The 18,874-nt window shown below is 72.7% G+C and carries 17 protein-coding genes; 14 read left to right on the plus strand and 3 right to left on the minus strand.

Annotated features, from left to right (window positions below; all coding sequences use genetic code 11):
* Positions 1 to 65 precede the first annotated feature (65 nt).
* Positions 66 to 1,865, minus strand: coding sequence for a glycoside hydrolase family 15 protein (locus tag C1708_RS25660; RefSeq protein ID WP_106416482.1), 1,800 nt, complete (start codon positions 1,863 to 1,865; stop codon positions 66 to 68).
* 463 nt (positions 1,866 to 2,328) lie between these two features.
* Between C1708_RS25660 and pyrG the strand changes: the two genes are divergently transcribed.
* From pyrG to C1708_RS25725, 12 genes are all read left to right on the plus strand, one after another.
* Positions 2,329 to 3,996 carry a CTP synthase gene (gene pyrG, locus C1708_RS25670; RefSeq protein ID WP_106414906.1) on the plus strand — a complete coding sequence of 556 codons (1,668 nt, stop codon included), beginning with the start codon at positions 2,329 to 2,331 and terminating at the stop codon, positions 3,994 to 3,996.
* Between the two features lie 107 nt (positions 3,997 to 4,103).
* Positions 4,104 to 4,730: an NUDIX domain-containing protein gene (locus C1708_RS25675; protein WP_106414907.1), complete on the plus strand. Its 627-nt coding sequence runs from the start codon at positions 4,104 to 4,106 to the stop codon at positions 4,728 to 4,730.
* A 215-nt stretch (positions 4,731 to 4,945) separates the two neighbouring features.
* Positions 4,946 to 7,003, plus strand: coding sequence for a tetratricopeptide repeat protein (locus C1708_RS25680; protein WP_106414908.1), 2,058 nt, complete (start codon positions 4,946 to 4,948; stop codon positions 7,001 to 7,003).
* Between the two features lie 136 nt (positions 7,004 to 7,139).
* Positions 7,140 to 8,264 carry an alanine dehydrogenase gene (ald, locus tag C1708_RS25685; protein WP_157951294.1) on the plus strand — a complete coding sequence of 375 codons (1,125 nt, stop codon included), beginning with the start codon at positions 7,140 to 7,142 and terminating at the stop codon, positions 8,262 to 8,264.
* 413 nt (positions 8,265 to 8,677) lie between these two features.
* Positions 8,678 to 9,814 (plus strand): ParA family protein, encoded by a 1,137-nt coding sequence (locus C1708_RS25690; RefSeq protein WP_106414910.1) that lies wholly within the window; start codon positions 8,678 to 8,680, stop codon positions 9,812 to 9,814.
* A 41-nt stretch (positions 9,815 to 9,855) separates the two neighbouring features.
* Positions 9,856 to 10,362 (plus strand): hypothetical protein, encoded by a 507-nt coding sequence (locus C1708_RS25695; RefSeq protein WP_241911329.1) that lies wholly within the window; start codon positions 9,856 to 9,858, stop codon positions 10,360 to 10,362.
* Positions 10,363 to 10,380: 18 nt separating this feature from the next.
* Entirely contained in the window at positions 10,381 to 11,640 is a 1,260-nt protein-coding gene (locus tag C1708_RS25700; RefSeq protein WP_106414912.1) for a segregation and condensation protein A, read from the plus strand.
* Positions 11,637 to 12,290 (plus strand): SMC-Scp complex subunit ScpB, encoded by a 654-nt coding sequence (gene scpB / locus C1708_RS25705; RefSeq protein WP_106414913.1) that lies wholly within the window; start codon positions 11,637 to 11,639, stop codon positions 12,288 to 12,290. The genes C1708_RS25700 and scpB overlap by 4 nt, the downstream gene beginning before the upstream one ends.
* Positions 12,290 to 13,405, plus strand: coding sequence for a pseudouridine synthase (locus C1708_RS25710; protein WP_106414914.1), 1,116 nt, complete (start codon positions 12,290 to 12,292; stop codon positions 13,403 to 13,405). Before scpB ends, C1708_RS25710 begins: the two co-directional genes overlap by 1 nt.
* Before the next feature lie 89 nt (positions 13,406 to 13,494).
* Complete coding sequence (locus C1708_RS25715; RefSeq protein WP_198602591.1) at positions 13,495 to 14,226, plus strand: NUDIX hydrolase; 732 nt, start codon at positions 13,495 to 13,497, stop codon at positions 14,224 to 14,226.
* Complete coding sequence (locus tag C1708_RS25720) at positions 14,223 to 15,251, plus strand: ADP-ribosylglycohydrolase family protein (protein ID WP_106414915.1); 1,029 nt, start codon at positions 14,223 to 14,225, stop codon at positions 15,249 to 15,251. The genes C1708_RS25715 and C1708_RS25720 overlap by 4 nt, the downstream gene beginning before the upstream one ends.
* Complete coding sequence (locus tag C1708_RS25725) at positions 15,248 to 16,000, plus strand: nucleotidyltransferase domain-containing protein (RefSeq protein WP_106414916.1); 753 nt, start codon at positions 15,248 to 15,250, stop codon at positions 15,998 to 16,000. Before C1708_RS25720 ends, C1708_RS25725 begins: the two co-directional genes overlap by 4 nt.
* On the opposite strand, the gene C1708_RS25730 is transcribed toward C1708_RS25725, so the two are convergent.
* Positions 15,926 to 16,669, minus strand: a complete 744-nt coding sequence (locus C1708_RS25730; RefSeq protein WP_106414917.1) for a nucleotidyltransferase domain-containing protein — start codon at positions 16,667 to 16,669, stop codon at positions 15,926 to 15,928. The genes C1708_RS25725 and C1708_RS25730 overlap by 75 nt on opposite strands.
* A 22-nt stretch (positions 16,670 to 16,691) precedes the next feature.
* Entirely contained in the window at positions 16,692 to 17,099 is a 408-nt protein-coding gene (locus C1708_RS25735; RefSeq protein WP_106414918.1) for a Rieske (2Fe-2S) protein, read from the minus strand.
* Positions 17,100 to 17,291: 192 nt separating this feature from the next.
* Here C1708_RS25735 and aroH point away from each other — a divergent pair, with 192 nt between their 5' ends.
* Both aroH and C1708_RS25745 read left to right on the plus strand, forming a co-directional pair.
* The gene (aroH, locus tag C1708_RS25740) at positions 17,292 to 17,654 is read left to right on the plus strand and encodes a chorismate mutase (protein ID WP_106414919.1); all 363 of its coding nucleotides are present in this window, start codon (positions 17,292 to 17,294) and stop codon (positions 17,652 to 17,654) included.
* Entirely contained in the window at positions 17,651 to 18,736 is a 1,086-nt protein-coding gene (locus C1708_RS25745; protein ID WP_106414920.1) for a prephenate dehydrogenase, read from the plus strand. Before aroH ends, C1708_RS25745 begins: the two co-directional genes overlap by 4 nt.
* The last annotated feature ends 138 nt before the right edge of the window (positions 18,737 to 18,874 follow it).

Here is an 18,874-nt window from a genome sequence, read left to right on the forward strand (position 1 = left end):
GGCGTGTCCCCGTCACACGTCCGGCCCGCGCCGCCCCCGGACCGGCCGGGGGCGGCGCGGTGCCGTCAGCCTCCGTACGCCCCCGACGCCGTCAGGCGCAGGGCCGTGTCGATGAGCGGGACGTGGCTGAACGCCTGCGGGAAGTTGCCCACCTGGCGCTGCAGGCGCGGGTCCCACTCCTCCGCCAGCAGACCGAGGTCGTTGCGCAGCGACAGCAGCTTCTCGAACAGCTTCCGCGCCTCGTCCACGCGCCCGATCATGGCCAGGTCGTCGGCCATCCAGAACGAGCAGGCGAGGAACGCCCCCTCGTCGCCGGGCAGGCCGTCGACGCCCTCGTCCTTGCCCTCGGTCGGGTAGCGCAGGATGAAGCCGTCGGAGGTGGACAGCTCGCGCTGGATCGCCTCGACGGTGCCGATCACCCGCTTGTCGTCCGGCGGCAGGAAGCCCACCTGGGGGATCAGCAGCAGGGCCGCGTCCAGCTCCTGGGAGCCGTACGACTGGGTGAAGGTGTTGCGCTCCTCGTCGTAGCCCTTCTCGCACACGTCCCGGTGGATGTCGTCGCGCAGCCGCTTCCACTCCTCCAGCGGGCCGTGGGCGTCGCCGGACTCGATGAGCTTGATGGTGCGGTCGACGGCCACCCAGGCCATCACCTTGGAGTGCACGAAGTGGCGGCGCGGGCCGCGCACCTCCCAGATGCCCTCGTCCGGCTCCTGCCAGTGCTTCTCCAGGTACTGGATCAGCTTGAGCTGGAGCAGCGAGGCGTAGTCGTTGCGCGCGAGGCCGGTCATGTGGGCCAGGTGCAGGGCCTCGGTGACCTCGCCGTACACGTCGAGCTGGAGCTGGTGGGCCGCGCCGTTGCCCACCCGGACCGGGGCGGAGTTCTCGTAGCCGGGCAACCAGTCCAGCTCCGCCTCGCCGAGCTCGCGTTCGCCGGCGATGCCGTACATGATCTGCAGGTTCTCCGGGTCGCCCGCCACCGCGCGCAGCAGCCACTCGCGCCAGGCACGGGCCTCCTCGCGGTAGCCGGTGCGCAGCAGCGAGGAGAGGGTGATCGCCGCGTCCCGCAGCCAGGTGTAGCGGTAGTCCCAGTTGCGGACGCCGCCGATGTCCTCGGGCAGGGAGGTGGTGGGCGCGGCGACGATGCCGCCGGTCGGGGCGTAGGTGAGGGCCTTCAGCGTGATCAGGGAGCGGATCACGGCCTCGCGGTAGGGGCCGTGGTACGTACAGTGCTCGACCCACTCGCTCCAGAAGTCCTCGGTGGCGTCGAGGGCCTGCTCGGGCTCGGGCAGCGCCGGGGGCTGCTTGTGCGACGGCTCCCAGGAGAGGGTGAACGCCACCCGGTCGCCGGGCGCGACGGTGAAGTCCGAGTACGTGGTCAGGTCCTCGCCGTAGGTCTCGACGCCGGTGTCGAACCACACGGAGTCGGGGCCGGCCACGGCGACCGTGCGGCCCTCGTGCCGGCGCACCCACGGCACCACCCGGCCGTAGGCGAAGCGCATGCGCAGCGCCGAGCGCATGGGGACCCGGCCCGAGACGCCTTCCACGATGCGGATGAGCTGGGGGGCGCCGTCGCGCGGGGGCATGAAATCCGTCACGCGGACCGTGCCGCGGGGGGTGTCCCACTCGGATTCCAGGATCAGGGAGTCGCCCCGGTAACGGCGCCGGGTCGCCGTGGGCGGCTCCGCGTCCGGGTGCGCGGGGCCCAGCCGCCAGAAGCCGTGTTCCTCGGTTCCCAGCAGCCCGGCGAAGATGGCGTGCGAGTCGAAGCGCGGCAGGCACAGCCAGTCGACCGTGCCGTCCCGGCAGACCAGCGCCGCGGTCTGCATGTCTCCGATGAGTGCGTAGTCTTCGATGCGCCCGGCCACGTGCATCTCCAGTCGAACGGCCACGTCACCCCGCGAGGGGGCTGTCGCTAGTGCGGTCAAGGGGGGTCTTGCAAAATGTCGTTGAGCTGTGAAGCAAAGCAGTCGCTCAGCCGTTCACGCAAAGCGCCGATCTCTGCTCAACGAACTGACGAGCCCACGTTGTTCCGGGACTTACGGGCGGGGGTGGTGCCGTTCGGCCGGCCGGGCTCGGCAGCGAATGTCCGAGCAGGATACGACGCACGTAGATGATCTGTGTGCCGCTCGCGGCAACGCGACCCCGCCGAACGAGTGAGCCTCGAGTGAGGGTCCTGTGTGTGGTACATGCTGCGTGGCCCCCCGTGCGCGGAACGTGGCCGTGAGCCGTTCCCCCGCGGCGCTGATACGCTGGTAGCCCGTGGACCGGTGGGCGAGAAACCCCGGAACCGCACCCACAGACCGCGACCACGGGAGCCCCCTCTTGGCCATGCCGCCCGCTGCTTTCCGAAACAGCACAGCTTCGACGACCAAGCACATCTTCGTCACCGGGGGTGTCGCCTCCTCTCTCGGCAAGGGGCTGACCGCCTCCAGCCTCGGCATGCTGCTCAAGGCCCGCGGTCTGCGCGTCGTGATGCAGAAGCTCGACCCGTACCTCAACGTCGACCCGGGCACGATGAACCCCTTCCAGCACGGTGAGGTGTTCGTCACCAACGACGGCGCCGAGACCGACCTGGACATCGGCCACTACGAGCGCTTCCTCGACCGTGACCTCGACGGCTCCGCCAACGTCACCACGGGTCAGGTCTACTCCACGGTGATCGCCAAGGAGCGGCGCGGCGAGTACCTGGGGGACACCGTCCAGGTCATCCCGCACATCACCAACGAGATCAAGCACCGCATCCGGCGCATGGCGACCGACGAGGTCGACGTCGTGATCACGGAGGTCGGCGGCACGGTCGGCGACATCGAGTCGCTCCCGTTCCTGGAGACGGTCCGCCAGGTGCGGCACGAGGTCGGCCGCGACAACGTGTTCGTGGTCCACATCTCTCTCCTCCCCTACATCGGCCCCTCCGGTGAGCTGAAGACCAAGCCGACCCAGCACTCGGTGGCGGCACTGCGCAACATCGGCATCCAGCCCGACGCGATCGTGCTGCGCTGCGACCGCGAGGTGCCCACCGCCATCAAGCGGAAGATCTCGCTGATGTGCGACGTCGACGAGGCCGCCGTGGTCGCCTGCCCCGACGCCCGCTCGATCTACGACATCCCGAAGACCGTGCACGGCGAGGGCCTGGACGCCTACGTGGTCCGCAAGCTGGACCTGCCCTTCCGCGACGTCGACTGGACCACCTGGGACGACCTGCTGGACCGGGTGCACAACCCCGACCACGAGATCACCCTGGCCCTGGTCGGCAAGTACATCGACCTGCCGGACGCCTACCTGTCGGTCACCGAGGCGCTGCGCGCCGGCGGTTTCGCCAACAAGGCCCGCGTCAAGATCAAGTGGGTCACGTCCGACGACTGCAAGACCCCGGCGGGCGCCCAGGCGCAGCTCGCCGACGTCGACGGCATCTGCATCCCCGGCGGTTTCGGCGACCGCGGCGTGCTCGGCAAGGTCGGCGCGATCAAGTACGCCCGCGAGAACCGGATCCCGCTGCTGGGCCTGTGCCTCGGCCTGCAGTGCATCGTGATCGAGGCCGCGCGGAACCTGGCGGACATCTCCGACGCCAACTCCACCGAGTTCGACCCGGCCACCGCCCACCCGGTGATCTCCACCATGGCGGAGCAGCTCGACATCGTCGCCGGCGAGGGCGACATGGGCGGCACCATGCGGCTCGGCATGTACCCGGCCAAGCTGGCCGAGGGGTCCATCGTCCGCGAGGTCTACGACGGCAAGGAGTACGTCGAGGAGCGCCACCGGCACCGCTACGAGGTGAACAACGCCTACCGCGCGGAGCTGGAGAAGAAGGCGGGCCTGGTGTTCTCCGGCACCTCGCCCGACGGCAAGCTCGTCGAGTACGTCGAGTACCCGCGTGACGTCCACCCCTACCTGGTCGCCACCCAGGCGCACCCGGAGCTGCGGTCGCGTCCGACCCGTCCGCACCCGCTCTTCGCGGGGCTGGTGAAGGCCGCGGTCGAGCGGAAGATCTCGAAGTAGCACGCCCGGTTGTACGGTTGCCGGGGTGCGGACCTTCGACGGCTCGCTCCCCGGCCGCGTCGTGGCGGGCAGGCCGGGTACCACCGCTTCGGTTCGGAAGGACAGGCATGACGATCAAGGACACCGCGGAGGAGTGGGAGATCCGCGGGACGCGGACTCCCTTCGTGGGCAAGAAGACCTCCGTGCGCACCGACGAGGTCGTCATGCCGGGGGGCGCCGTGGTCAGCCGCGACTACCAGGTCCACCCGGGGTCCGTGGCCGTCCTCGCCCTCGACGACGCGGACCGGGCCGTGGTGCTGCGCCAGTACCGGCACCCGGTGCGCCAGAAGCTGTGGGAGATCCCGGCCGGCCTGCTCGACGTCCCCGGTGAGAACCCGCTGCACGCCGCCCAGCGCGAGCTGTACGAGGAGGCGCACGTCAAGGCGGAGGACTGGCGGGTGCTGTCCGACGTCTACACCACGCCCGGCGGCTGCGACGAGGCCGTGCGGATCTTCCTGGCCCGGGGGCTGTCCGAGGTCGAGGGCGACCGCTTCACGGTGGAGGACGAGGAGGCCGACATGGAGCTGTCCCGGGTCCCCGTCGACGAGCTGGTGCGCGGGGTGCTCGCCGGTGACCTGCACAACAACTGCCTGGTGGTGGGCGTGCTGTCGCTGGTCGCCGCCCGCTCCGGCGACGGCCTGGACGCGCTGCGCCCGGCGGAGGCGCCGTGGCCGGCCCGGCCGTTCGAGGCGTGAGCCGGCGGCCGAAGCCGCCCGGGACGTGAAGCCCTCCGGCGTACGGGGCGCCCATCAGGGGCGTGAATCCTACGATCTGTTGATCCGATCGAGGGAGTCCCGCCCACCGCGCCGCGCTCCTCATGGAACGTCGCAGAGCGTGAACTAGGCTCTGGAAGACGCCCGTACCGGAGATCCGGCGGGCCGGCGCGTGCGGTGGGACGGGAGTGTGGCCCGTGACGGATCAGGCAGTGGACCCGAACGGTGTGCGGCTCCCTCGGGACGCCCATCCGGAAGGTCGATTCCTGGGCCGTACCAGGGAGTTGAAGGAACTGCGCGCCGACATCGAGCGCGCCGGGCTCGACACCCTCTCCGGCCGCAAGGCCCCCCGCGCCCGTGTGCTGCTCATCGCGGGACGGCCCGGGACCGGCCGGTCGGCGCTCGCCGAGGAACTCGTCCACCAGGTCGCCGGCGCCTACCCCGACGGGGTGCTGCGCACCCGGCTGAGCGAGCCCGACGGCACGCCCGTGCCCGTCGGGTCCGCCGCCCGCGACCTGCTCGACGCGCTCGGCGAACCCGCCCCCGCCGGCGCCCCCGAGGACGAACTCGGCGAGGCGCTGCGCACCGCCCTCGCCGAGCGCCGCGCGGTGCTCCTGCTCGACGACGCCGCCGACGCCGAGCAGGTCGACGCCCTGCTCCCGGACAACCCCGACTGCCTGGCCGTCACCGTCTCCTCCGGCCCGCTCACCGGCATCGCCGACGTCCGCCCCTGCACCCTCGGCGGCCTCGACACCAAGTCCGGGGTGGAACTGCTGTCCCGGTTCACCGGATCCGTGCGCATCACCGTCGACCCCCGGGCCGCCGAGCGCCTCGCCGAGCAGTGCCAGGGCCAGCCGGCCGCGCTGGTGCTGGCCGGCGGATGGCTCGCCGCACGCCCCAAGGCCGCCGTCGCCGACCTCGCCAAGCAGCTGCACACGGACGCCGGCGCCGAACCCGTGACCGCCCGGCTGCTGCGGCTGGTGCACGACGCGCTGCCGCAGACCGCCGCCCGCACCCTGCGCCTGCTCGCCCTCGCCCCGGCCGGACTCGTCGACCCGCACACCGCCGCCGCGCTCACCGGATGCTCGGTGGAGGCCGCGCACACCGCCCTCGACGACTTCGCCGCCCACGGCCTGCTGCACTCGGTGGGCTCCGCCCTGCCGCAGTACCGGGTGCCGGGCTGCCTCCACCGCGAGCTGCGCCGGCTCGCCGAGGACCACGAGCGGCCCGCCGAGCTCCGGCTCGCCCGCGCCCGCATGCTGGAGCGGACCGTGCGGCTGCTCCAGTCCTGCCGTGCGATCACCGAGACCGACAGCCCCGAGGCCCGCGCGAAACTCCTCGCCCTGCCGCGCCCCCTGCGCTTCCCCACGCCCCGCGCCGCCGCCGACTGGCTGCGCCTGCGCCGGCCCGCCCTGCTGGCCGCCGCCCGGCTCGCGGTCGCCGACGGGGAGCTGGACACCCTGGCCCGGCGGCTCATGTCCCAGCTGGTGCGGGCCATGGTCGCCCACGTCGGCACCCGCGCCGCCGCGAGCGACCTCTACGACATCCACCACCTCGTCCTCGGCGTCGCCGAGCGCCGGAACCTGCCCCGCGAGCGGGCCGCCGCCCTGCTCAACCTCGGCGACCTCGACGCCCGCACCGGCCGCACAGCGAAGGCGCTGGCGCGTTACCGGGCCGCGCTGGACGCCGGACGCGAGGCGAACGACCCGTACGCCACCGGCCGGGCGATGGAATCCGTGGGCGGCGCGTACCTGGAGCTGGGGGACTACGACCGGGCGGCGGACTGGTTCGGCCGCGCCCTGGCCGAGCGGCTGGCCCGCGACGAGCGCTCCGAGGCGGCCCGGCTCTACGGCCGCATCGGCGCCGCCCACACCTACGCGGGCCGCTACGGCGAGGCGCTGCGCAACTGGCGCGCGGCCGTCGCCGGGCACCGGCGGGAGGGCGACGTGGCCGCGCAGGCGCGGGCACTGAGCGAACTGGGGCGGGTGCAGGAGTACGCGGGGCGGCCGGAGGAGTCGCTGCGCACCTGCCGGGAGGCCGTGGAGTGGGCGTGCCGGGCCGAGGACACCCGGCTGCAGGCCGCGCTGCACCTGCGACTGGCCGACTCCTTCGCGCGTCTCGGCGACCCCGCGTCCGCCGCGCTGCACCGGAGCACGGCCGAGCGCATGCTGGCCGAGGAGGCCACGGAGGACGACTCCGAACCGGAACACGGAGCTAACGCCTGCGAAATCCGCAGCACTTCCACTGAAGATTGATGCAATGGAAGGCTAGACAGCGGGAACACCTTCATTAGACTGGCTCTGCCGCACCATCTCCTGCGGTCTCTCCCGGTGTGCCCGTGTGTGCCCGGGTATGTGTAGTGACATCCCCATACCCTCTGAGCCAAGGACCGTGATCCACGTGAAGGTCGGCATCCCCCGCGAGGTCAAGAACAACGAGTTCCGGGTGGCCATCACCCCCGCCGGTGTGCACGAGCTCGTGCGCCACGGCCACCAGGTCGTCATCGAGCGCGGCGCCGGCGCCGGCTCCTCGATCCCGGACGGCGAGTACATCGCCGCGGGCGGCCGGATCCTGGACACCGCCGACGAGGTCTGGGCCGCCGCCGACCTGCTGCTCAAGGTCAAGGAGCCGGTCGCGGAGGAGTACCACCGCCTGCGCAAGGACCAGACCCTCTTCACCTACCTCCACCTGGCCGCGTCCAAGGAGTGCACGGACGCCCTGCTGGGGTCCGGCACCACCGCCATCGCCTACGAGACCGTCGAGCTGCCCGGCCGCGCGCTGCCGCTGCTCGCCCCGATGTCCGAGGTCGCGGGCCGGCTCTCCACCCAGGTCGGCGCCTACCACCTCATGCGCGCCCACGGCGGCCGCGGCGTGCTGCCCGGCGGCGTCCCCGGTGTGCTGGCCGGCCGCGCGGTCGTCATCGGCGCCGGCGTCTCCGGCTGGAACGCCACGCAGATAGCCGTCGGCATGGGTTTCCACGTGACCCTGCTCGACAAGGACATCAACAAGCTCAAGGAGGCCGACAAGGTCTTCGGCACGCGCGTCCAGACCGTCGTCTCCAACGCCTTCGAGCTGGAGAAGGCCTGCCTGGAGGCCGACCTCGTGATCGGCGCCGTGCTGGTCCCCGGCGCCAAGGCGCCGAAGCTGGTCACCAACGAGCTGGTCTCCCGGATGAAGGCCGGAAGTGTCCTTGTCGACATCGCGATCGACCAGGGCGGCTGCTTCGAGGACTCGCGCCCGACCACGCACGCCGAACCGACCTTCACGGTCCACGAGTCGGTCTTCTACTGCGTCGCCAACATGCCCGGTGCGGTGCCCAACACCTCGACCTACGCGCTCACCAACGCCACGCTGCCGTACATCGTCGAACTCGCCGACCGCGGCTGGGTGGAGGCGCTGCGCCGGGACCCGGCGCTCGCCAAGGGCCTCAACACCCATGACGGCAAGGTCGTTTACAAGGAGGTCGCCGAGGCGCACGGGCTGGAGCACGTGGAACTCGCCTCGCTGCTCGGTTGATCCGCACAGGGCGGTAAGTCGACCAAGTCACGGATCCGCAAAGGCGATACGTCAACTCGGGACGTCAACGCCTCGCACCAGGCCGGACCTTGCGCGCCAAGGTCCGGCCGGATGTGTGTATGGTCACGTCCTGGTTCGAGGGCAACTCGCCTCGAACGTAACCCTTCTACCGATTCGTACACCCGTGAATCCTGCCGTGCGACGGCCGTACGCCCTTGACAGAGGGGTGTTCCAATGCCGACACATCGGGCCGGGTCCGGCGGATTGTGTTGCTGCGGACGGCCGACACGCCATAGAGTCGCCAACCGTCGGCATGGTGCCACGCTGACCTGTCTAGAAGTTTCCTGGTCACCAAGGAGGTAAGACGACTTGTGAATGAGTCGACATTTACTCCCGGGGGTGGTCAACCAGGAATGCCTGCGCCGGGCCAGGGGTCCGCGGGATTCGCTGCTGTCGGCTCCGTCGCTGTGCGCACCTTCGCAGCCCACCAGAGTCACGGAACTCCAGGAGTGACTCGCCCAGCACACCAGAGCATGGATGGCCATCACGTGAACGCCATGGCCGGCGACGGAAGTGGCGCGCCCCACAACCATTTCGCCGACTACGACGAACTGCCCGAGGGGCACTTCTACGACCCCGACGCCGAGTACGAGCCCGATCCGGAGTACGCGGCCACGCTCGCGCCCGACGCGGCACGCCAGCGCCGTGAGCGCATCGGCCCGACCGGGCGCCCGCTGCCGTACTTCCCGATCCCGGGCCCGCTGACCGACCACGGACCCGCGAAGATCATCGCGATGTGCAACCAGAAGGGCGGCGTCGGCAAGACCACGTCGACCATCAACCTGGGCGCCGCGCTCGCGGAGTACGGACGCCGGGTGCTGCTCGTCGACTTCGACCCGCAGGGCGCGCTGTCGGTCGGACTCGGCGTCAACCCGATGGAACTCGACCTCACCGTCTACAACCTGCTCATGGAGCGGGGCATGGCGGCCGACGAGGTGCTGCTGAAGACCGCGGTCCCCAACATGGACCTGCTGCCCAGCAACATCGACCTGTCGGCGGCCGAGGTCCAGCTGGTGAGCGAGGTCGCGCGCGAGTCGACGCTGCAGCGGGCGCTGAAGCCGCTGATGGACGACTACGACTACATCGTCATCGACTGCCAGCCCTCGCTGGGCCTGCTCACGGTCAACGCGCTCACCGCGGCGCACAAGGTGATCGTGCCGCTCGAGTGCGAGTTCTTCGCGCTGCGCGGTGTGGCCCTGCTGACCGAGACCATCGAGAAGGTGCAGGAGCGGCTCAACCCGGAGCTGGAGCTCGACGGCATCCTCGCCACCATGTACGACTCGCGCACGGTGCACAGCCGTGAGGTGCTCGCACGGGTGGTCGAGGCGTTCGACGACCACGTCTACCACACGGTCATCGGACGCACGGTCCGCTTCCCGGAGACCACGGTCGCCGGTGAGCCGATCACCACGTACGCGTCCAACTCCGTCGGCGCCGCCGCCTACCGTCAGCTCGCCAGGGAGGTGCTCGCCCGGTGTCACGCCGAGTGAGTCTGCCGGGGGCCGACGAACTCTTCCGTACGACAGGGGGGATGGCGCTGCAGGCGTCCACCCCCCGGCGCGCCGGGGGCGACGCCCGGGTCCCCGCTCCCGCGGGGGAGGGCGACGCGGCCGCGGCCGCCCACGAGGACGCGCCGCAGTCGGTGCCCGTGCAGGGCGGTGACGGCGAGGGCGCGGAGCACGCCGCGGCGGACGTGGAACCGGCCGGGGCCGGGGAGTCCCGCAGCCGGGGCGCCGCGGGCGCCGGACGGCGTGCGGCGGCGACGGCCGACGGTGCGGCCGCCGCGCCGCCGCGCAAGCGGGGACGGCCCGCGGCACGGAGGCCCAGCGGCCGCGAGCGGCACGACGAGAAGATCACCGTGTACGTGTCCGCGGAGGAGCTGATGGACCTGGAGCACGCCCGCCTCGTGCTGCGCGGCGAGCACGGTCTCGCCGTCGACCGCGGCCGGATCGTCCGCGAGGCGGTCGCCGTGGTCCTCGCGGACCTGGAGAGCCGCGGGGACGCCAGCATCCTCGTACGACGCCTGCGGGGACGGTAGCGGTAGCCTGCGGGGGCCATGACCTCGAACGACGCAGCCGCCCCCGCGCCCGGCGCCGGCCCGCCCCGCCGTCGGCCCCTGGGCCGCGGGGCCGCCCGCGGCCCTGCGGCGGCCGGACGGTCGTCCGCGGACGCCGGCGCCTCCACCGCTGCGGGGGCCCCCGCTCCCGGGAACGCGGTCGCGCAGCCCGAGCCGGCCGCCGGGGAGGCCGCGCCCGCCGGTGAGCGAGGGGCGTCCGACGGCACGGCCGCGGGGCACGGCGGCAGCGACACGCCGCTCACCGCGCCGCGCGCCGGGGCCGGTGAGCGGGGCACGGTCGCGCCGCTCCACGCCGACGTGCGGCCGTCCGTGACGGCGCCCGCGCCGGTCGGGTCCACGGCAGGGCGGGACGCGCCCGCCGACGACGCCGGCGTGCCGGGCGGGGCGAGCTCGCCGGGCGGCGCGTCCGAGGGGGAGGGCGACGGCGGGGACGGGCGGTTCAAGGTTCGGCTGGCGAACTTCGAGGGGCCGTTCGACCTGCTGTTGCAGTTGATCGCCAAGCACAAGCTGGACGTCACCGAGGTCGCGTTGTCCAAGGTGACGGACGAGTTCATGGCGTACATCCGGGCGCTCGGGCCGGACTGGGACCTGGACGAGACGACCGAGTTCCTGGTCGTCGCGGCCACCCTGCTGGATCTGAAGGCGGCCCGGCTGCTCCCTGCCGCCGAGGTGGAGGACGAGGCCGACCTCGCCCTGCTGGAGGCCCGCGACCTGCTGTTCGCGCGGCTGCTGCAGTACCGCGCGTACAAGCAGGTCGCGGAGATCCTCAGCCGGCGGCTGGACGACGAGGCCCGCCGTTTCCCCCGTACCGTCGGGCTGGAGCCGCACCACGCGGAGCTGCTGCCGGACGTGGTCCTCAGCATCGGTCCCGAGGGCTTCGCCGAGCTCGCCGTCAGGGCCATGCAGCCCAGGCCCGAGCCGCAGGTGTACGTCGACCACATCCACGCCCCGCTGGTCAGCGTGCAGGAGCAGGCCGGGATCGTCGTCGCGCGGCTCAAGGAGCTGGGCGAGGCCGGTTTCCGGGCGCTCGTCGAGGACACCGACGACACCCTGACCGTCGTGGCCCGCTTCCTCGCCCTGCTGGAGCTGTACCGGGAGAAGGCCGTCGCCCTCGACCAGGAGAGCGCGCTGGGCGAGCTGACCGTCCGCTGGACCGGCGGCGACGGGGACGCCGTACCCGCGGTCACCGACGAGTTCGACCGGCCGCCCGAGCAGCCCCAGGAGGAGAGGACACCGTGAGCGAGGAGACGAGCGGGGCCCCGGCCGGGGCGCGCGCGGTGGCGGAGCTCGACCTGAAGCCGGCCCTGGAGGCCGTGCTGATGGTCGTGGACGAGCCCGCGACCGAGGAGCACCTGGCGAAGATCCTGGAACGCCCCGGGCGCCAGGTCGCCGACGCGCTGGCCGAGCTGGCCGACGAGTACACCGCCCAGGGCCGCGGCTTCGAGCTGCGCCGGGTCGCGGGCGGCTGGCGTTTCTACACCCGCCCCGAGTACGCCGCCGCCGTCGAGGGCTTCGTCCTGGACGGCCGGCAGGCCCGCCTCACCCAGGCCGCGCTGGAGACCCTCGCGGTCGTCGCGTACCGGCAGCCGGTCAGCCGCAGCAGGGTCTCCGCGGTGCGCGGGGTCAACTGCGACGGCGTGATGCGCACCCTCCTGCAGCGGGGTCTGATCGCGGAGGCGGGCACGGAACCCGAAACAGGTGCGATCCTGTACACGACGACGAACTACTTCCTGGAGCGGATGGGCCTGCGCGGTCTGGACGAGCTCCCGGAGCTCGCGCCCTTCCTCCCGGAGGCGGACGCGATCGAGGCCGAGACCCGGGAAGGGGTGCCGTCGTTCGATCCGGACGCCCCGGATTCCGAGGACGCAGACGACAAGACGGAACTTTGATGCGAAGCAGCAGCGGCAGGAACAGCAGCGGAAACAACGGCGGGAGCCGTGGTGGCAACAGCGGCGGCCGCGGCGGGAGTGGCGGTGGCCGCGGTAACCACCGCGGTGCCGGCGACAACCGCGACGACCGGCAGGGCGGTCGTCCGAAAAAGCCGCGCCCGGAGGAGCGGCGCTACGACGTGGGCCCCGGCGCCTCCCAGGAGGGACCCAAGTCGGGCCGCGGGCCCGGGGCGCGCGGCGGCGCCAAGGGCGGGCCGAGGAAGCCCCTGCAGCGGGGCCGCTCGGTCCCGGCGACGTCCCGCGAGTACGAGGCACGGGCCGAGGAGCGCAACCGGGAGCGGTACGCGGGCAGGAAGGACGTCAAGCTGCCCAAGACCTTCCCGGGCGCCGAGCAGGAGGGCGAGCGGCTCCAGAAGGTGCTCGCCAGGGCGGGCTACGGCTCCCGCCGCGCCTGCGAGGAGCTGATCGACCAGGCGCGCGTCGAGGTCAACGGCGAGATCGTGCTGGAGCAGGGCAAGCGGGTCGACCCGGAGAAGGACGAGATCAAGGTCGACGGCCTGACCGTGGCGACGCAGTCGTACCAGTTCTTCTCGCTGAACAAGCCCGCCGGGGTCGTCTCCACCATGGAGGACCCGGAGGGGCGGCAGTGCCTCGGCGACTACGTCACCAACCGCGAGACCCGGCTCTTCCACGTCGGGCGGCTCGACACCGAGACCGAGGGCGTGATCCTGCTCACCAACCACGGTGAGCTGGCGCACCGGCTGACCCACCCGAAGTACGGGGTGAAGAAGACCTATCTCGCGCACATCGTCGGGCCGATCCCGCGCGACCTGGGCAAGCGGCTCAAGGACGGCATCCAGCTCGAGGACGGCTACGCCCGCGCCGACCACTTCCGGGTGGTGGAGCAGACCGGCAAGAACTACCTCGTCGAGGTGACCCTGCACGAGGGCCGCAAGCACATCGTGCGCCGCATGCTCGCGGAGGCCGGCTTCCCGGTGGACAAGCTGGTGCGCACCGCGTTCGGTCCGATCACCCTGGGCGACCAGAAGTCGGGCTGGCTGCGGCGGCTGTCGAACACCGAGGTCGGGATGCTGATGCAGGAGGTCGACCTCTAGCCGGCCTCTGAGCCGCACGGTCCGCCCTGCGAGGGCTTGTGCTTCCACGCCTCCACCCCCTTTAATAGTCACACCGACTATTAAAGGGGGTGGAGGTCGTCGTGGACGGCTACGACAAGCACGCCTTCGAGCCCTTCGCCGTGACCGTCGACCTCGCCGTGTTCACGATCCGCGAGGGCGCCCTGCACGTCCTGCTCGTCGAACGCGGCCAGGAGCCGTACGCGGGGCGCTGGGCGCTGCCCGGGGGTTTCCTGCGGCCCGACGAGTCCGCGGAGCGCGCCGCCCGGCGCGAGCTGGGCGAGGAGACCGGCCTGACGGACGTGACCGGACCGCACCTGGAGCAGCTGCGCACCTACAGCGAGCCGGACCGGGACCCCCGCATGCGCGTGGTGTCCGTCGCCTTCGCCGCACTGCTGCCCGACGCCCCCGAGGCGCACGGCGGCGGCGACGCGGCCCAGGCCCGCTGGACGCCGTACGACGCGGCACGGGACCTCGCCTTCGACCACGACCGGATCCTCGCCGACGCGCGGGACCGGATCGGCGCGAAGCTCGAGTACACCGGTCTCGCCACCGCGTTCTGCCCGCCGGAGTTCACCCTCGGGGAGCTCCAGCAGGTCTACGAGACCGTCTGGGGCACGACCCTGGACCGCCCCAACTTCCGGCGCAAGGTCCTCGCCACCCCCGGCTTCGTCGAGGCCGTCCCCGGCGCCGCGCGCCTCACCGGCGGCCGGGGCAAGCCCGCCGCGCTGTACCGCGCGGGCGCCGCCGCCGCCCTCCACCCGCCGCTGCTCCGGCCCACCCCGGAAGGACGTCCCGCATGACCACGACCACCGTCACCAAGCGCGCCGCGACCGGAGCGCTCACCGGACTCGCCCTCGGGGACGCCCTCGGCTTTCCCACCGAGTTCAAGGACGTCCCCTCGATCCTCGCCGCCCACGGCGACTGGCGTTCCCTGGAGCTGCCGAAGCCGGCGATCGTCACCGACGACACCCAGATGACGCTCGCCCTCGGGCGGGGCCTGCGCGCCGCCATGGACCGGGGGACGCTCACCCCGGAGCGCCTGGAGCGGCCGGTGCGCGAGGAGTTCGTGGAGTGGTGGCGCTCCCCGGAGAACGACCGCGCCCCCGGCAACACCTGCCTGCGCGCCTGCCACCTGCTGTCGCGCGACGAACGGCCCTGGCAGGACGCCAGCCAGATCCACTCCAAGGGCTGCGGCGCCAACATGCGCGTCGCCCCCGTCGGGCTGGCGCCCGGCCTCACCGACGAACAGCGCGCCGGCGCCGCACAGTTGCAGTCCGCCCTCACCCACGGCCACCCGACCGCGCTGGCCGCCTCCGACCTCACCGCGCACGCCGTACGGCTGCTCGCGGAGGGCGCCGAACCGACCGGCCTGATCGGGCTGCTCCGCTCCTACGCCTACGAGAACCGCACCCGCTACCACGAGTCCTGGCTCGGCGACCTGTGGACCCGCTCCCAGGACCCCTCCCCGGAGCACTTCATCGCCCGCGGCTGGGACGAGTGCCTGGAGATCCTGGGCCGCCTCCAGGAAGCCGTGCGGACCGTCTCCCCGGAGACCGACCCGTGCCGGGCCACCGGCGAGGGCTGGATCGCCGAGGAGGCCCTGGCGACCGGCCTGCTCTGCTTCCTCCTCTTCGTCGACGAGCCCCTGACGGCCCTGCGCCGCGCCGCCTGCACCTCCGGCGACTCCGACTCCCTCGCCTGCCTGGCGGGCGCCTTCGCCGGCGCGTACCTCGGCGTGGACGCCTGGCCCGCCGACTGGGCCGACCGCATCGAGTACCGCGACGAGCTGCTCTCCCTCGGCACGCTCTGGGACGCCGGCCGGTGACCGCCGCCCTCGGTCCCGACCTGCGCCCGGTGATCGAGCAGCAGCCCGATCCGGTGCTGTTCGCCACGGTCTCCGGCGCGCACCTCTACGGCTTCCCCTCCCGCGACTCCGACGTGGACCTGCGCGGCGCCCACCTCCTCCCGGCCGCCGCCCTCGTCGGACTGCGGGAACCGGAGGAGACCCGGTCCCGGATGTGGGACCGCGACGGCGTCGAGATGGACCTCGTCACCCACGACCTGCGCAAGTTCGTCCGCCTGATGCTGCGCCGCAACGGCTACGTCCTCGAACAGCTGCTGTCCCCGCTGGTCGTGCACACCACCGAGACGCACCGGGAGCTGACCGCGCTCGCACCCGGAGTGCTCACCGGCCACCACGCCCACCACTACCGGGGCTTCGCGAGCACCCAGTGGCGGCTGTTCGAGAGGACCGGCGAGCTGAAACCGCTGCTCTACACCTTCCGCGTGCTGCTCACCGGCATCCACCTCATGCGGGCCGGCGAGGTGCAGGCGCACCTGCCCACCCTCGCCGAGGAGGTGGCCGAGGCGCCCGCGTACCTCGCGGAGCTGATCGCCGCCAAGGCGGAGCGGGAGCACGGGAGCGCCGGCGTCGACCGGGACCGCACGCGGGCCGACGTGGAGCGGCTGCACGGGGTGCTGGACGCCGCGCAGGCCGCGTCAGCCCTCCCGGGAGCACCGAGCGGGCACGACGCCCTGCACGACCTCCTCGTGCGGGTACGCCTGGAGGGCTGAGGCGCGGCGGGTGCGGACGAGGAAGTCCTCCACCCGGCGGCGGTCCGGCTCCTCCGGAAGGGGGCTGTGCGCCGCCGCCCGCTCCGCCTCGGCGGTCAGGCGGTTCATACGGGCCTCCACCTCGGGCCAGGGCACCTCGCCGCGCTTCACCTCGAGCAGTCCCTCCCGGCGGTCGCCCACGTCAACCGTCAGGACGCCCGTGTGCAGCAGGTCGCGGGCGGTCATCAGGAGGCGGAGCAGGTGCATGGCGTGCTTCCAGCGGGGGGCGCCGTGGGTGCGGACGTCGGCGTCCAGTTTGCGGCGCTGGCCGTGGGCGTACCGGACGAACGTGTCGTGGACCGTGCGGGAGAGGAACGCGCCGCGCAGCGACAGCAGCTCGCGGCCGGTGGCGTCGGCGTACTCGACCAGCGGGGAGTGCAGGCACTCCAGGATGTTCGGGTTGCCGCGCAGGGCCAGCTCGCAGAAGCGCTCCAGCTCCCAGCTGAACTGTTCCTCGGCCGGTCCCTCGACGTGCGTGGGCGGCTTCTCGAAACCCCAGAACAGGGGAGTGGGCGCGAGGAACACGCCCCGCCGGTCGGTGTCGCTGCCCTCCGTGGCCAGACCGAAGGCACGGGAGCCCATGACACAGGCGTAGATCGTGTGGTCCGTGACCAGGCTCTCGGGGCGCATGCCCGGGAGCGTACGCGGCGGATCACGCCCGGCGGATCGTGTTTCCGTCCACCGTGATCCGCTCCTCGGGCAGCGGCTCGGTCGCCGGGCCCTGCTCCACCGAGCCGTCCGTGATGCTGAAGCGGCTGTTGTGGCAGACGCAGTTGACCGTGCCGTCCGAGACGTCGGAGACCAGGCAGTTCTGGTGGGTGCAGACCGCCGAGAACGCCTTGAAGACCCCCTGCTCGGGCTGGGTGACCACGATCTTCTCCGCGCCGAGGATCCGCCCCCCGCCCACCGGGACGTCCGCGGCCGGCAGCAGCTCCTGCCCGGCGGACCCCTCCGCGTCCGGGGACTCGCCGCCCCCGCCGTCGCCCGAACCGCAGCCCGCCGCGAGCGCCACCGCGCCCGATGCGAGCAGGACGGTGCGCCGCGTCGCCCGTGTGGTCATCTCGTCACTCCCTGGATCGCCGTCGCCGCATCCTGACACCGAACACGGCACAGGAGAAGCAATACCGGCGAAACGTCACCCGCGGCGCATACCACCCGTCTCAGCGGGCGGTCGCCCCACGCCGGCCCGGACCGCCCCTGACTACGCTGGACGACCGAACAGCCTTTACGCACGTCAGCAAGGAGCATCGTCGTGGCGGTACGCGCGGTCCGGGGGGCCGTCCAGTTGGAGCGGGACGAGGCCGGTCACATGGAGGAGCAGGTCGGAGCCCTGCTCACCGCGGTGCTGGAGCGCAACGGGCTGCACACGGACGACCTGATCAGCATCTGGTTCACGGCCACGCCCGACCTGCACTGCGACTTCCCGGCCGCCGCCGCCCGCAAGCTGGGCATCGTCGACGTGCCCCTCATCTGCGCCCAGGAACTCGCCGTCGAGGGCGCCATGCCCCGCGTCGTCCGCCTCCTCGCGCACGTCGAGTCCGACAAGCCCCGCTCCGGGATCACCCACGTCTACCTCGGCGCCGCGGCCGCCCTCCGCAAGGACATCGCCCAGTGAGAACCGCCCTCGTCATCGGCACCGGACTGATCGGCACGTCCGCCGCCCTCGCCCTGTCCCGGCGGGGCGTCGCCGTCCACCTCGCCGACCACGACCCCGAGCAGGCCCGCACCGCCGCCGCCCTCGGCGCCGGCACCGACGAGGCGCCCGGCGGGCCGGTGGACCTCGCCGTCGTCGCCGCCCCGCCCGCGCACGTGGCCGACGTGCTCGCCGACGCCATGCGGCGCGGCCTGGCGCGCGGCTACATCGACGTCGCCAGCGTCAAGGGCGGACCGCGCCGCGAACTGCAGGCGCGCGGGCTCGACCTCACCCCGTACCTCGGCACCCACCCCATGTCCGGGCGGGAGAAGTCCGGCCCGCTGGCCGCCACCGGCGACCTCTTCGAGGGCCGCCCCTGGGTGCTCACCCCCACCCGCGACACCGACACCGAGGTCCTCAACCTCGCCCTGGAACTGGTCTCTCACTGCCGGGCCGTGCCGGTCGTCATGGACGCCGACGCCCACGACCGCGCCGTGGCCCTCGTCTCCCACATGCCGCACCTGGTGTCCAGCATGGTCGCCGCCCGCCTGGAACACGCCGACGAGGCCGCCGTACGGCTGTGCGGGCAGGGCATCCGGGACGTGACCCGGATCGCCGCCTCCGACCCGCGCATGTGGATCGACATCCTCTCCGCCAACCCCGGACCGGTCGCCGACCTGCTCGCCGACGTCGCCGCCGACCTGGAGGAGACCGTCCGCGCCCTGCGCGCCCTGGAGTCCTCCGACGAGCACAAGCGCCGCGAGGGCGCCACCGGCATCGAGGACGTGCTGCGCCGCGGCAACGCGGGCCAGGTCCGCGTCCCCGGCAAGCACGGCTCCGCCCCGCGCGTCTACGAGACCGTCGCGGTGCTCATCGACGATCAGCCGGGCCAGCTCGCCCGCATCTTCGCCGACGCCGAGCGCGCCGGGGTCAACATCGAGGACGTCCGCATCGAGCACGCCACCGGACAGCAGGCCGGCCTCATCCAGCTCATGGTCGAGCCCAAGGCCGCCCCGGTCCTCACGGCCGCGCTGCGGGAGCGGGGCTGGGCGATCCGTCAGTGACGCCCTCCTCCCCGCCCGTCCCCCCCGGGCGGGGGAGGGCGTCCGCATGTCGGAGGGGTTCCCGGGAGCCAGTAATCTGGTGCGGGGCGTGTCCGCGCCCCGCACACCCCACCCCACCGCACCAGGAAGGTGTTCCTC

Origin of the sequence: Streptomyces sp. DH-12 (assembly GCF_002899455.1) — a bacterium.
In the GTDB taxonomy this organism is placed as follows: Bacteria; Actinomycetota; Actinomycetes; order Streptomycetales; family Streptomycetaceae; genus Streptomyces.

Bases quoted from the DNA above. Each gene is read 5' to 3' on its own strand.
- pyrG (WP_106414906.1), top strand. From the start codon at position 2,329: ATGCCGCCCGCTGCTTTCCGAAACAGCACAGCTTCGACGACCAAGCAC.
- C1708_RS25675 (WP_106414907.1), top strand. From the start codon at position 4,104: ATGACGATCAAGGACACCGCGGAGGAGTGGGAGATCCGCGGGACGCGG.
- C1708_RS25690 (WP_106414910.1), top strand. From the start codon at position 8,678: ATGCCTGCGCCGGGCCAGGGGTCCGCGGGATTCGCTGCTGTCGGCTCC.
- C1708_RS25695 (WP_241911329.1), top strand. From the start codon at position 9,856: ATGGCGCTGCAGGCGTCCACCCCCCGGCGCGCCGGGGGCGACGCCCGG.
- C1708_RS25700 (WP_106414912.1), top strand. From the start codon at position 10,381: ATGACCTCGAACGACGCAGCCGCCCCCGCGCCCGGCGCCGGCCCGCCC.
- C1708_RS25710 (WP_106414914.1), top strand. From the start codon at position 12,290: ATGCGAAGCAGCAGCGGCAGGAACAGCAGCGGAAACAACGGCGGGAGC.
- C1708_RS25720 (WP_106414915.1), top strand. From the start codon at position 14,223: ATGACCACGACCACCGTCACCAAGCGCGCCGCGACCGGAGCGCTCACC.
- C1708_RS25730 (WP_106414917.1), bottom strand. From the start codon at position 16,669: ATGCGCCCCGAGAGCCTGGTCACGGACCACACGATCTACGCCTGTGTC.
- C1708_RS25735 (WP_106414918.1), bottom strand. From the start codon at position 17,099: ATGACCACACGGGCGACGCGGCGCACCGTCCTGCTCGCATCGGGCGCG.